Origin of the sequence: Nocardioides sp. (assembly GCF_029937575.1) — a bacterium.
Lineage (GTDB): Bacteria > Actinomycetota > Actinomycetes > Propionibacteriales > Nocardioidaceae > Nocardioides.
In genome coordinates, this window is sequence record NZ_JAPYPS010000088.1 from 1 (window position 1) to 13732 (window position 13732).

Consider the following 13732-nt stretch of genomic DNA (forward strand, 5'->3'; position numbering starts at 1 on the left):
GAAGCAGCGCGCTACATCGACACCATGCTCGCCCCCGTCCTGCACTCCTGCACCTACGCGCAGATCGAGCGCACCGTGACCATGGGCATCGACCTCTACGACCCCGCCGAAGCAGAGCGCCGCGCGAAGAAGGCCGCCGAGGACCGGTCCTTCGACATCCACCTCGACGGCGCCTCCACCGACGGGACCGTCGCCGTCGAGGGGAGCCTCGCTCTCGAGGACGCCCTGGACCTCGAACAGGCCGTCAAGAACGGTGCGAAGGCTCTCGGCGACCTCGGCTGTGAGGAACCACTCGACGCACGGCGGGCGATGGCAGTCGGGGACATGGCCCGCAGCCAACTCGCCCTCGACCTCCAGAACGACGGAGGCGAAGGTGGTGTGGAGTCCGGTGGTGGGCGTGGGGTGACGATCTACGCCCACCTCGACCCCGACAGCCCCCACGCCAGCATCGACAACCCCGGCTGCAACGACGTTCTGATCGAGCAGATCAAGGCATGGTGCGAGACCGTCGGCAACACCGTGACCATCAAACCCGTCATCGACCTCAACACCGAGATCTCGACCCAGGCCTACACCCCGACCGTCAAGCTCGCCGAACAGGTCCGGCTACGCGACCAGTGCTGCGTCTTCCCCCACTGCACCAGACGCGCCCGCTACACCGACATCGACCACCGCGAGCCCTACGACAAGACCAACCCCGCCACCGGTGGCAAGACCACCACGTCCAACCTCGCGCTGCTGTGTCGGCGCCACCACCGCACCAAGGCCTTCTCCCCCTGGACCTACACCAGCCCCGAACCCGGGGTCTACGACTGGACCAGCCCGTCCGGCACCCGCTTCCGCGTCACCCGCGCACGACGACACGGCCGCATGCCGATCACCACGCAGATCCCACCCGACTCCGAGCCCTGAACACCAAGCCCCGCCACCCCGCCCACCACAGCGGGGTCATCGGCATGTCCTCACCGGGCGAAGCGCTGATCAGGACCCGTCAGACGGCGCCGTGGGCGGCGGGGAAACCTCGGAGGCGTCGGTGCTCGGCGGGCCGGCCGGGGCGCTCGTCTCCGGAGCGCTGTCGAGAGGTGCAGACGGCGTCTCCGTCGGGGGCTGCTCGGTCGGCGGCACGTCCGGCGGGGTCTCGTCGCGACGCGGGCCGCGGCCCTTGCCACGACGCGAGCGCCGGCCCTCACCGGGAGCGCTCGGGGTGCCGGGAGCGCCATCCTGCGGCCCGCGACCACCCGGGGGCCGGCCGCCCTGCTTGCCGCCGGGTCTCCCACCACCTGACTTCGCACCGGCCGACTTGCCACCGGACTTGCCGCCGGGGCGGCCTGCAGCCATGCGCACGTCGGAGCCGTCACCGAGGAACAGGTCGGGGCTGCCGGTGAAGAGCGGGCCGGCCAGGGCCGAGCTGGGGAGCCACAGCTGCAGGAAGGCGTCGTCCTCGACGACGGGCACCGGCACGCGGACGGGAGTGACGACGACCTGGTGGTCGAACATCTCGAGAGCGAGCAGGTCGATGTCGCGCAGCGAGGCACACACGTCGGCGACGGTGCGGTCCTTGGCCGCGACCAGGCGCTGGGCGACCACCTCGGCCAGCGGGTCGGGTCGTCCGCCGCGGCTGCCGAGCCGGGGCTTGCCGCCCGAGTCGATCTGCGCCATCGCGGAGCCGACCGCGTCCAGCGCGGCCTCGAAGACCTCGACCCAGCCGGAGGACCGGAGCCCGACCTCCACCCCGGAGGCACCTGCCCCGGCCGAGCCGCCCGGTCCGGAGCCACGCGCGTCCCCGCGCGAGCCACGACCCACCGCGAGCGGCACCGTCAGCCACGGGCGGCCCCTCTGACCGTCTCGTGACCGGCTGCCCGCCGTACCGATCGTGATCGCGGTGGCCTTGCCGCCGCCGAGGACGATCGCGTCGGCGCGGGCGAGGTGGCTGCGGTCGAGGCCGCTGAGGTCGGAGCTGGCCGAGCCGGCCAGCGCGTCGACGAGCGCGGTGAGGGCGGGCGCCGTCCTGACGCCGTCCCAGAAGGCACCGGCGGCGCGACCGGGCACCTTGTCCAGCCCGAGGGCGATGACCTTCAGCGGGTCGCGGCCGGTGACGCCGAGCCGGCGCAGGCCCTCGCGCAGCGGGTCGACGGCGGCCGGCACGTGGGCGTTGACGGCTTCGACCACGCCGAGCTGGAAGGCCTGGGCGGACAGCCCGACGTGGGGCCGGAAGGCCGCGACCAGCTGGGCCAGGGTCACCTGCTCCGGGTCGCCCGGCAACGGGTGACGCTCGGTCGGCAGCGACGAGGCCTGGTCGAGCCGCGCGCGCAGGACGGCGGCCACGGCAAGGCGCGTGACCTGGTGGGTCACCCACTCTCGCGGGCTGGACGTCCACTCGGCTGCCGTGCCCTCGACGAAGGCCGTCACCTGCTGCTCGGACGGCCGCGACGGTACGTCGAGCCGCAGCGCGGGCAGGATCATCTCGCGCGACACCGCGTCCACCATCGGGTTCAGCCCCTCATCGTCACTCGCACTCTCGCCGACCGCATCCGGCCCGCTCACGAACCCGGTGAGCCTACGACGCCGCCCCGCCGCGCGACCCGGCCGGGCCGTGCTCGACGAGACGTCGGGTCAGAACAGCGTGCGCCAGTAGTCCCAGAACCGGATGAGCGCGGCAACGACGAAGCCGAGGTACCAGAACGTCAGGATCAGGTAGCGCACCGACCACAGCGCCCCGCCGACCCGCGAGAGCGACGGCACGGAGCGTGCGGCGAGCAGCGCCGTCCACACGAACGTCGCCAGGGTCACCGTCCACACCACCAGGCACCACGGGCACAGCGCGCCGATGCGGTACATCGACTGGAACGCCAGCCAGTGCACGAAGACCACCCCGAGCAGCGATCCTCCGGCCAGGCCGCCCAGGACCCAGCGCGGCAGCGTCACACCGCCGGCGATCAGCACGCCCAGCGCTACGACGACCGAGAACGCCATCAGCCCGATCAGCGGGTTGGGGAACCCGAAGGCCGAGCCCTGGTCGGTGTTCATCACCGACCCGCACGACAGCACCGGGTTGAGGTCGCAGCCCGGCACGAACGTCGGGTCCTCGAGGATCCGGTACTTGTCGACGGCGAGAGAGAACGCGGCGTAGAGGCCGGCGCCACCGAGCACCACGAGCAGCCACCCGTGGATCCGCCGCAGTGGCGTCGGCGCCGCAGGTGTGGAGGGCCGCTCGTCACCCTCGTCCTCGACGAGGACGTCGTCGCCCGTCGCCTCCGGAGGCGACTGGGTCACGAGGCCAGGGCCTCGTCGACCGCAGCCGTGATCGTGGCCGGGGCGGAGTCGGCGAGCTTCTCGCCGTTGACGAAGACCGTCGGGGTGCCGGTGACCTCACCGTCGAAGGCGACGTCGGTGGTGGCCTTGACCCAGTCGGCGTAGGTCCGGTCGTCGATGCACGCCTCCACGTCGGAGGCTCCGGCGTCCTCGGCAATCCGGACCAGGTCGGAGTCGGGCAGGCCGGCGCCGCCCTCGGCGGGCTGCTGGAGGTACATCTGCTCGTGGAACTCCTTCCACACCTCCGTGCCGGAGTCCATCACGCAGGCCGAGGCGTTCAGGGCCCGGCTGGAGTACTCCGTGGAGGAGGCGCGGTCGAGGAAGGCGATGCCGCGGTACTCGACGTTGACGTCGTCACCCGCGGCGTACTCGTCGAGCTGGGCACCGAACGCGGCCTCGAACTGCTGGCAGATCGGGCACTGGAAGTCCTCGACGACCTGCACGGTCACGGTCGCGTCGGGGTTGCCCACGACGAACGACCCGTCGTCGGTCACGGCGGCCGGAGGCGTGGCCGAGGCGGTGTTGTCGTCGGAGCTCTGCAGTCCGATCACCACACCACCGATCACCGCGGCGATCACGACGACGCCGACGGCGACCTGGGCGATCACGATCGTGCGCCGGCGCTTCTTGTCGGCGTCGAGCACCTTCGCGGCCGCGGCGGCGCGCGCCTCGGACTTGGAGCCTGGCCCGCTGGAGGGGCTCTTGCTCCCGCCGGGAGGCGTGTAGGCGATCGGCTTCTTCTTGGAGTTCTTGCTCATGACGTGGCGCGACCCTCTGCTGCTCGCTGGACAGTGCTCCGGCCAGATTAGCCAGCCTTACTGAGCGTTTCCTGCGAGCGAGCGGACCCGGGCGACCGGTGGCAGCGGCAGGTCGACGTCGCCCTTTCGGCCCAGGCGGAGCCGCGACCGCTCGCAGTCGGTCCCGCGCGACACCACGGCTCGCCGCTTCAGGTCGCGCGAGGACTTCCCGACGGAGAGCCGGTAGCAACCCCGTACGGCGCGCCAGCCCGACCGCTTGCCCGTCCAGCTGGCGAAGGTCCGCTGGTTGAGCGGGAAGGCAACCTTCACGCTCCGTCCGGCCCGGATCTCGGTCGAGGCGTAGCCGACGAGCTGACGGGGCACCTGACGCAGCCCGCGGCGGGCCGGCTTGGCGACGTACAGCTGCGGGACGGCCACACCCGTACGGCGCCCGGTGTTGGTCACGCGCAGGGTCGCGGTGGCCACGACGTCGGACTCGCCCGCCCCTCCAGGAGCACGCTTCACGCGCAGCCGGCCGTAGCGGAAGGTCGTGTAGGACAGGCCGGCGCCGAACTCGTAGGCCGGCTCGAGCCCCTTGGCGTCGTACCACTTGTAGCCGACCCGCAGACCTTCCGCGTAGGAGACCTCCTCGAGGATGCCGGGATAGAGACGGCGGTCGCCGGCGGTCGGCAGCTGCGACGCACTGGCCGGGAAGGTCGCCGGAAGTCGCCCGCCCGGGTCGACGTCGCCGAAGAGCACGCTCGCGATGGCGGTCCCGCCGGCTTGGCCGGGGTACCACGCCTCGACGACCGCGGCCACGTCGTCGCGCCACGGGGTGAGGACCGGCCCGCCGGTCTCGAGCACGACGACCGTGTCGGGCTGAGCGTCCGCGACGGCGTCGATCAGACCGTCCTGGTCGAAGCCGTTGAGCGGGCAGGACTGCTGCAGGCAGGTGGACCCCTGCAGGAAGAGCACGCCGTTGGAGTTGATGAGGTCGGCGGGGCAGTTGAGCCCGATGCAGTCCTTGTCCTGGCCCTCGGTCTGCACGTCGCCGACGACCAGGATCGCGACGTCGGCCTTGCGTGCGAGCCGGACCGCCTCGGCACGGTCGCCGCCGTCGGCGTGGGTGACCGTGATGTCGCGGCCGCGGCGCTGGGCACGCCGGGTGATGCCGTCCAGGGCCGTGATCGTCCCGACGGCGCTGACCGTCCCGGACCCGCCCCCGGTGACGAACCGGTCGGCGTACGGCCCGATGACGGCGACCGACTCGACACCCCTCCTCAGCGGCAGCACCCCGTCGTTCTTCAGCAGGGTGATGGCGCGTTCCTCGACCTCGCGGGCGAGTCGACGATGGGCGGCCCGGTCGATCCGCGAGTCGTCGTTGCGGAAGGCGCGTCGGTCGAAGAGCCCGAAGGCGAAGAAGGTCTGCAGCATCCGGCGCACGTGGCTCTCCAAGGTCGCCTGGGAGACCGCGCCGGAGGCCAGGGCAAGCCGGATCAGCTCGGGACCGTAGGACTGGTCGGTGACGCCTTGGAAGGGCACGAAGTCCAGGCCGCGGTTCATGTCGCGCACGGTGTCTTTGGAGGCGCCGTAGTCCGACAGCACGAAGCCGCGGAACCCCCACTGCTGGCGCAGGATCGTCTGCAGGAGCAGGCGGTTCTGGCAGGCGTAGGAGCCGTTGACCCGGTTGTAGGCGCACATCACGGTGCCGACGCGGCCCTGCTTGACGGCCGCCTCGAACTGCGGGAGGTAGGTCTCCCGCAGGGCCCGGTAGGAGACGTTGACGTCGACGAGCATCCGGCCGCCGTCGACCGAGGTGATCGGCGGGACGCCGCCGAAGCCCTCCTGGTTGTTGGCGGCGTAGTGCTTGATGTTGGCGATCACGCCGGTCGCCTGCGCCCCCTTGATCCACTCCACGCCCGTGCGGGCCAGCAGGAAGGGGTCCTCGCCGTACGACTCGTAGGTGCGGCCGTTCTGCGGTGTGCGCAGGATGTTGACGGTCGGGGCGTAGACGACGTCGTTGCCCTTCTTCTTCGCCTCGTCGGCAACCGTGGCGCCGTACGCGCGCGCCAGGTCGGGGCTGAACGTCGCTCCGAGCGCCATCGGGATCGGCATCGCCGTCGCGGTGCCCTGACGCACCCCGGCCGGGCCGTCGGTGAAGTAGATCTCGCGCAGACCCAGCCTGGGGATCGCGTAGGTGCCGCCGGTGTGCGGCGCCGCGCCCATCCCCTGGCCACCGACGAAGGAAATCTTCTCGTCCTGGCTCATCGCGTCGAGGAACAGCTCGGCCCGCTCGACGGCGCCGAGCCCCCGGTCGCACCACGGGTGGGCGCGCTGCGTCGGGCAGGGCTTGGCCGGTGGGGCCGCCGTTCGGGTCGTGACGCCCTGTGCGGACGAGACAGGTCCAGCTGCGAGATCCGGGGCGGCGTCCGCCCCCGACGCGCTCAACAACCCCGCCGCGACCGTCAGCCCCATGACAGCGCCCGCTCCACGTCGTCCTCGCACCCGAACCCCATCTCGTCGTCGATCGGCCCCCGAATGTCAGGAGTGACGTCGGTCACCATAGGCGATCGTCCACCGCCGTACACTGCATCTCGTGGACCTCGTCGCACGGGGGTGGTGCCCCTGGTGGCCGGATCAGCCGGCGCCGCCGATGACGACGCGTGCGGCGAGATGGATGGCCGCCCGCACGACGATCTCGGACTCCTCCGGGTCCCGCACTGCCTGCTCGGGCACCTGACCTCCGAGCAGGGCGGCCGGTCGGGCGAGCCACGCCCACGTCCGCCACGGGTCCATCTCCGCGGCGAGCAGGGGCGCCAGCACGGGCTCGAGCTCGGGCCGGATCGTGCCGTCCTCGGTGAGCTGGAAGGCCGGCACCACCGTGTCCGGGCCCTCACGCAGCACCAGCAGCCGCCGGTCGGCGGCGTCCTTGTGGACCGAGAACCTCGTGGCATCGAGGCTCGCGCCCCGACGCTCGGCGAGGGCGGCGTAGGTCAGCCACTCGTCCTCGAGCAGGTCGGCGCGCACCCGGGCCCGGCGCTTGAGCTGGAGCAGCGGCAGGGGGACGGCGTGGTCGGGGTCCTCGCCCTGGCTGCGGAGCAGCGCGTCGAGCTGCTGGAGCTGCTGGGTCGAGAGAGGCTCGGCGGTCACCGGGTCGGTCCAGCGGGCGTGGCCGGCGGCGTCGCGCTCGTACGTCGGCAGCCCGGCCTCGCCGAGGTGGGCGCCGAGCCCGAGGGCGTCGAGCCACGTCGCGAGCTGCTCGCCGAGCGGAGTCGTCATGGCGCCAGCCTGCCGCACGTAGGCTCGACCAGGTGCCGGACCTCCTGCTCGTGGGCGCTGGGCACGCCCACCTCCACCTGATCGCGAACGCGCCGGACCTTGCCTCAGCCGGCTACCGGGTGCGGGTGCTCGCGCCCCGGCACTTCGACTACAGCGGACTCGCGTCGGCCACGGCTGCAGGCAGCGTGCCCGCCGACGCCGGGCGGATCGACGTACGTGCCCTGGCGCGGCGGCACGGCGTGGAGCTGGTGGAGGACACGCTCTCGGGACTCGACCTGCTGGGTCGCTGCGCCACCACTGCCGGCGGCGCCCAGATCGAGTACGACGTGGTCTCGCTCAACATCGGCAGCATCGCCGCGGCTCCGGGGATGGAGGTCGGTGCGGGCGTCCTGCGGGTCAAGCCGTTGGCCGACCTGGCGTCCCTGGACACGCGGCTCGAGACCATCCCGGGCGCGAGCGTCACCGTGGTCGGCGGCGGATCGACCGGCATCGAGCTGGCCGCGCACCTGTCCGGACGCGGAGGAGTCGGCACCGTGCGGCTGCTCGACTCCGGATCCGAGATCGGCGCCGACCTGCCGCCGGGAGCTCGGCGGCGCGTGGTGCGCCTGCTCGACCAGCGTGGCGTCGAGGTGTGCGTCGATGCGGCGGTGCGCACGGTCACGGCGCGCCAGGTGGACCTCGACGACGGCCGCACGATGCCTCACGACATCGCGCTCCTGGCCACGGGACTGGCCGCATCGTCCCTCGTGAGCGAGCTGGGGATCGGCGACGCCGACGGCATCCCGGTCACGGCGTACCTCCAGCACGTCGACCACCCCGACACCTACGCCGTGGGCGACTGCGCCCACTTCACCCCGCAACCGCTCCCCCGGATCGGCGTCCACGGCGTGCGCCAGGGGCCGGTCCTGCTGGCCAGCCTCCTCGCGCGCGCCGCCGACGCGGCACTGCCGACGTACACCCCGCAGGATCGGGCCCTGGCCGTCCTCGACCTCGGCGACGGTGTCGGGCTCGCCGTGCGCGGTCGACTCTGGTGGTACGGCGGCACGGCGTTGCGCCTCAAGCGATGGATCGATCGTCGGTGGCTGGCGCGCTACCGATGAGGTCCGCTCCCTCGGCGGTCGGCCGCCCGCGCCACCAGGTGGCCAGGGCGAGCCCGGACACGACGTCCCAGAGCCCCCACAGCGCGGCCACGAACACCACCCCGCCGAGATCGGCGAAGAAGCCGAGGGCGAGCACGACGGCCAGACCGGTGTTGCGCACGCCGAGCTCGAAGGTCAGCGCTCGGGTGCCCGGCCCGGAGAGCCGGCAGACGCGGCCGGTCCCGTAGCCGACGCCGAGGGCGATGACGTTCTGGGCGACGATCGGGAGCACGACGACGCCGATGTAGGTGACGAAGATGTCGAACTGACCGGCCAGGCCGCCGACCACGATCAGCAGGAGCAGGACCAGCGTCGCCGGCTCGACGAAGCGCCCGGAGCGTTGCGCGAAGCCGGGCGCCCGCCAGGCGACGAGGAGTCCCGCGGCGAAGGGCAGCCCGATCAGCAGCGCGACCTCGCCGATCACGTCCCAGGGCGACAGCTCGATGTCGCGCAGCAGCGCCTCGGCCTTCGGGTTGAGCCCGCTCCAGAACGCCAGGGCGATCGGGGTCACGAGCACGGCGAGCACGTTGGAGACACCGGTCAGCGAGATCGAGAGCGCGACGTCCCCGCGGGCGCGGTGGGTCAGGATGTTGGACAGGTTGCCAGCGGGGCAGCACGCGACGAGGAGCATCCCGAGCGCGACGGAGCCCTTCACGTCCAGCGCCAGGGTGAGGAGCAGCGTCAGTCCGGGAGCGACGGCGTACTGGGCGACGATGCCGACCGCGATCACCCACGGGCGTCGTACGACGTCGCGGAAGTCACCGAGGCGGGTGTCGAGCGCGACCCCGAACAGGAAGAGCGCGATCACGATCTTGGTGCCGAGCTGCAGGCCGTCGCTCAGGTCGAGGGACAGCTCGTCGATGTCGGCGGCCGCGGTGGAGACCGCGCTCAGCAGGGTCACGCTCACCCGGGGCAGTCTGCACCAGCGATCAGGTCGTGGTGACGACTTTCACGATGACGCGGCCGAGCTCGGCACCGGCGTCCTCCTGGAGGAAGTGCCCGGCGCCGGCGATGGTGACGTGCTCCTGACCACGGGCCCCCGGGACCCGCTCGGCGAAGACGGTCTCCCAGCCGCGGGTGGCCGGGTCGCCGTCCGAGTAGGCGGTGACGAACGGTCGATCGAAGGCCTCCAGCGCACGCATCGTGCGCCGCCCGATCCGAGCGCCCGGGTCGTTGCGGGTCAGCGGCAGCAGCGCCGTCATCTGCCGCAGACCGGCGGTGTGCTCGGGCGTCGGGAACGGGGCGTCGTACGCCGCCAGCACCGCCTTGGACAGCGGCGTGGTCGCGGTGGCGCCGACGAAGTCGCTCGCGCGCAGCTCCGGGGCGCGCTGGGTGTAGAGCAGGTAGTCGAGCAGGCTCTCCTCGATCACCACGCGGGAGTCGCCGTCCCCGTGCACCGCCCACTCGATGCGGCCGGCGAGGTCGGGGTCGGCGGTGTGCAGGATGGTGTTGGCCGCGACCACGCGGGCGAAGCGGTCCGGCTCCTCGGCGAGCGCGCTGAAGCCGATCGGCCCACCCCAGTCCTGGGCGACCAGCGTGATCTCGCGCAGGTCGAGCGTCGTCACGAGGCTGCGGATCCAGCCGACGTGGCGGGCGAGGGTGTAGTCGTAGGGGCTGGCCGGCTTGTCGGAGCGCCCGAAGCCGATGTTGTCCGGCGCGATCACCCGTAGTCCGGCCTCGACGAGCACCGGCACGACGTGGCGGTAGAGGTAGGACCAGGTCGGCTGACCGTGGAGCAGCAGCACGACCGAGCCGTCCGGCGGCCCCTCGTCGAGGTAGTGCATCCGGACCGGGGTCAGGTCCGGCTCGTCGGCCGGGGCCACGTCGACGTACCGCGGCGCGAAGGGGTAGTCGGGCAGTCCGACGAACCGGGCGTCCGGGGTGCGGTGCACGGGCATCCCGTACGGCGTGGGGTCGTCCTCGCCGAGGAGGTCGCGGCGCAGCGCCTGCGCCCGATCCCCGGGTGCCACGTCGTCGAGGGTCAGCGACGCCAGCACCCGCTCGGGCGACTCGACCGCGAGGTGCGTCCCGACCTCGCCCCCGATCCCGACGCCGGCGTAGAAGCAGGCGGCTCCGAGGTCGCCGCGCTGGGTCAGGAGGTCGTCGACCACGCGGGTGACTCCTGCGGCGAGCTCGGACAGGTCGTAGCCCTCGTCCCCGTCGACGGTGGCGAGCGGGGCGTTGTAGCCGTGGCCGGGCAGGTCCCAGGCGACGACGTCGACGGCATCGCCGAGCTCGGCGGCGACCTCGACCCACAGGTCGAGCGCCGTGGCACCCGCGGCGGGTCCCAGGACGAGCAGCGGATGCTGCTCCCGGTCGACGGCGCCGCTGAGGCGCGCGGCCGTGATGGTCGGGATCATGGGGGCAGTGTGTCGCAGACTCTTGTCCGCGTCCCCTACTCTTGGCAACGAGGGGAGTACCTCACTCAGATCATCCCGGTCAGTACGGCGCCTCCGCAGGCGCCTCGGGTGGTTGCCGGTCGCTCAGCAGAGTGCTCGGTGAGGGAGACCTCGAGCAGACACTGCTTGAGGAGACCCATGTCCACGCTGGACACCATCGGCACGCCCGCCCTGTGGGCCGTCACCATCGCCGCCGTACTCGCCCTGCTCGCGCTCGACTTCGTCGCCACCCGCAAGCCCCACGAGGTCTCGATGCGCGAGGCCGGCCTGTGGTCGGCGTTCTACATCGCCCTGCCGACCGCGTTCGGCGTCTTCATCTGGGCGCAGTACGGCCGTGAGCGCGGCGTGGAGTACTACACCGGCTACATCGTCGAGAAGTCGCTGAGCGTCGACAACCTCTTCGTCTTCATGCTCCTGCTCGCCGCCTTCGCGGTGCCCGCGGCGCTGCAGCAGCGGGTGCTGCTCTACGGGATCATCGGCGCCCTGGTGCTGCGCGGCATCTTCATCGCGCTGGGCGCCGCGGCCCTGTCCGCCTTCGACTGGGTCTTCCTGATCTTCGGGCTCGTCCTGCTCGCCACCGGCGTCAAGCTCCTGCGCGACGCGATGAAGGGCGACGAGCACCAGGTGGACGTCTCCGAGATGCGCATCGTGCGCGTCGTACGACGGCTCATGCCCGTCAGCGAGGAGTACGAGGGCACGAAGCTGACCGTGCGCCAGCGGGTCGGTGGAGTGAGCAAGCGGGCGCTGACGCCGTTCGCGCTCGTCGTCGTGGCCGTCTTCGCGACCGACATCGTCTTCGCGATCGACTCCGTGCCCGCGGTCTACGGCATCACCGGTGACCCCTACCTCGTCTTCGCGACCAACGCCTTCGCCCTCCTGGGCCTGCGCGCGCTGTACTTCGTGCTGCAGGGCGCGCTCGCCAAGCTGGTCCACCTCAGCTACGGCCTGGCCGCGATCCTCGGCTTCATCGGCGTCAAGCTCGCCCTGCACTGGGCACACCTGCAGTGGACGTCGGTGCCCGAGATCCCGACGCTGGCCTCGCTGGGCGTGATCGTGGGGATCCTCGCCCTGACCGTGACGACGTCGTTGGTCGCCGCGCGCCGACAGGCGGAGCCTGCGCCGGAGCTGAAGGACCTGGCGCGCGACTGAGCGACGAACCGTCGAGGTCGGCGCTGCGCACGGCGGTGGAACGCACGAGCGTCCCTCGACGCCCGTGGGTATCGATGACCTGGTCGGCCTCGCGTTGCGGTCGGAACGGCGGATGCGCTCAGTTCCGCTGGCGCGTCCTGCGTGCGCGGAGTGCCGCTGCGAGCATCGCCGACAGGGCGGCCAAGACGAGTGCAGTCATCAGCACGCCTCCGGCGAGCCCGAGGCGCCAGCAAGTCGGGCGAAACGGCGTCAAGCGACGGCGTGCTGGCTGCGGGCCTTGCCTCGTTCTACCCGGCCCCGCCATGTCAGCACCAGGACGGGGCCGATGACGGGGAAGGCCAGCAGGACGATGAGGCCGAACACTCCGTGCGGGAGTGTCATCTTTCCTCGAAGCAGCTGAACGACGACCAACACCACGAGCATGACGTCCGCCAGTGAGACGACGGTCAGGCAAATCTCCAGCGGAGTCGGCGCAAGAGGGCTCAGTTCTTCGGCTCGGTCAGTCATCGGCACTCTCAATGCTCGCGGGGCCATACGGTACGTCTCGCGGTCAGTGTCGGGAAAATTCGAGGCCCGCCGGCGAGTGACTCCACCCTGTGTCCGACTTCGGCAGGGCTGGACGCATCGCCACTTCGGATGTGGGACGTAGGCATCGATGACCGATCTCCGTCGGTCTACGTCCGGATCGGGTAGGTCTGTCCGGTGGCGTGGGCCTGGTGGTGGTGGAACGGACACAACAGTACGGCGTCGCGGGTGTTGGTGTGCCCGCCGTTGGCCCAGGGTTTGGTGTGGTGGACGTGGCAGAAGGCTCCGGGGGTGTCGCAGGAGGGGTGTTGGCAGTGCTTCTGCTCGACGAGCAGTGCCAGGCGTTGGGCTTCGGTGTGGAACCGGGTGCCTCGGCCGAGGTCGAGGACGTGACCTCCATTGTCCATGACCGCGGGGAAGATCTTGGCCTCGCACGCCAACCGGATCAGCTGCCCGGGTGAGACACCGGTGCCGGTCTCGGTGTGACCGGCCTTCTCCGCCCCCTGGGTGAACGTCTCGGCCGGTGCGGTGATGACCACGGTCGCGGCCAGACCACCTTGCTTCGGGAGAGCGTCGAGCGGGTAGCGCTCTATGTACTCCATGAACGCCAGCCCCAGCTTGTGCGGGGTGGGCTTCTCGTAGTCGTAGGCACCGGCACCCTCGGTGGCACGCACGTGCTTGGGCGAGGCGAGAGCTTGGAGGGCTTTGCGGAACATCTCGGCCTGCAACTCGGGCAGGACGAAGTTGCCACGGATGGTGCCGTCCCCACCGTTGCGGAACTTCACCTCGGCCTTCTTCCTCGCACGCTCCTCCAGGTCGGCCAACCGCTTGGCCTCACGAGCCTCGGCGGTCTCGGGGTCGAGGACCTCGAACAGCTTCTCCCCGAGCCGGCGCAACTCGTAGGCATCGAAGTGCGCGGCCTGCTCGATGAGGTGCTGCTCGGCCACCTCACGCTCGGAGGCGAGGTCGTTGTCCAGGTCGTCGACCGCAGCCGTGATCGCTGTTGCCTGCTCGGGAAGCACGTCACCACGGGCGACGGCCTCACGGGTCTGGTCGTGGGCGGACAGCGTCGTGGCGAGCTTCGTGCGGCGCCCGGCCTCGCTCTTGGTCATCCGAGTCGTCCGCGCCAACCACGCAGACAGCGACCTCGCACCGAGCTGTCCGGGCAGGTCCAACGACTCGGCCTGACCGA

General features: G+C 71.5%; 12 protein-coding genes. 3 read left to right on the forward strand and 9 right to left on the reverse strand.

The window, feature by feature from the left end:
* Window positions 1–912: HNH endonuclease signature motif containing protein (locus Q1K33_RS19075; protein ID WP_300406334.1), on the forward strand; the 912-nt coding region annotated here is incomplete at its 5' end.
* 69 nt (window positions 913–981) lie between these two features.
* Here the strand turns inward: Q1K33_RS19075 and Q1K33_RS19080 are convergent.
* From Q1K33_RS19080 to Q1K33_RS19100, 5 genes are all read right to left on the reverse strand, one after another.
* Window positions 982–2544 (reverse strand): hypothetical protein, encoded by a 1563-nt coding sequence (locus Q1K33_RS19080; protein WP_300406335.1) that lies wholly within the window; start codon window positions 2542–2544, stop codon window positions 982–984.
* Between the two features lie 69 nt (window positions 2545–2613).
* The gene (locus tag Q1K33_RS19085) at window positions 2614–3273 is read right to left on the reverse strand and encodes a vitamin K epoxide reductase family protein (RefSeq protein ID WP_300406336.1); all 660 of its coding nucleotides are present in this window, start codon (window positions 3271–3273) and stop codon (window positions 2614–2616) included.
* Window positions 3270–4070: a DsbA family protein gene (locus tag Q1K33_RS19090; protein WP_300406337.1), complete on the reverse strand. Its 801-nt coding sequence runs from the start codon at window positions 4068–4070 to the stop codon at window positions 3270–3272. The genes Q1K33_RS19085 and Q1K33_RS19090 overlap by 4 nt, the downstream gene beginning before the upstream one ends.
* A 57-nt stretch (window positions 4071–4127) precedes the next feature.
* Complete coding sequence (locus Q1K33_RS19095) at window positions 4128–6524, reverse strand: glycoside hydrolase family 3 C-terminal domain-containing protein (protein ID WP_300406338.1); 2397 nt, start codon at window positions 6522–6524, stop codon at window positions 4128–4130.
* A 162-nt stretch (window positions 6525–6686) separates the two neighbouring features.
* Window positions 6687–7328, reverse strand: coding sequence for a hypothetical protein (locus Q1K33_RS19100; protein ID WP_300406339.1), 642 nt, complete (start codon window positions 7326–7328; stop codon window positions 6687–6689).
* Between the two features lie 32 nt (window positions 7329–7360).
* Here Q1K33_RS19100 and Q1K33_RS19105 point away from each other — a divergent pair, with 32 nt between their 5' ends.
* A complete protein-coding gene (locus Q1K33_RS19105) occupies window positions 7361–8428 on the forward strand; it encodes an FAD-dependent oxidoreductase (RefSeq protein WP_300406340.1) in 1068 nt (355 codons plus the stop codon).
* On the opposite strand, the gene Q1K33_RS19110 is transcribed toward Q1K33_RS19105, so the two are convergent.
* Together Q1K33_RS19110 and Q1K33_RS19115 are read right to left on the reverse strand one after the other, a co-directional pair.
* A complete protein-coding gene (locus tag Q1K33_RS19110) occupies window positions 8385–9374 on the reverse strand; it encodes a bile acid:sodium symporter family protein (RefSeq protein WP_300406341.1) in 990 nt (329 codons plus the stop codon). The genes Q1K33_RS19105 and Q1K33_RS19110 overlap by 44 nt on opposite strands.
* 22 nt (window positions 9375–9396) lie before the next feature.
* On the reverse strand, window positions 9397–10827 hold the full coding sequence (locus Q1K33_RS19115; RefSeq protein ID WP_300406342.1) for a haloalkane dehalogenase: 1431 nt from the start codon (window positions 10825–10827) through the stop codon (window positions 9397–9399).
* Between the two features lie 177 nt (window positions 10828–11004).
* Here Q1K33_RS19115 and Q1K33_RS19120 point away from each other — a divergent pair, with 177 nt between their 5' ends.
* Window positions 11005–12015, forward strand: coding sequence for a TerC family protein (locus Q1K33_RS19120; protein ID WP_300406343.1), 1011 nt, complete (start codon window positions 11005–11007; stop codon window positions 12013–12015).
* A gap of 249 nt (window positions 12016–12264) precedes the next feature.
* Here Q1K33_RS19120 and Q1K33_RS19125 read toward each other — a convergent pair whose 3' ends face one another.
* Together Q1K33_RS19125 and Q1K33_RS19130 are read right to left on the reverse strand one after the other, a co-directional pair.
* Complete coding sequence (locus tag Q1K33_RS19125; protein WP_300406344.1) at window positions 12265–12528, reverse strand: hypothetical protein; 264 nt, start codon at window positions 12526–12528, stop codon at window positions 12265–12267.
* A 161-nt stretch (window positions 12529–12689) separates the two neighbouring features.
* On the reverse strand, window positions 12690–13732 hold a 1043-nt coding region (locus tag Q1K33_RS19130), incomplete at its 5' end, for an HNH endonuclease signature motif containing protein (RefSeq protein ID WP_300406345.1).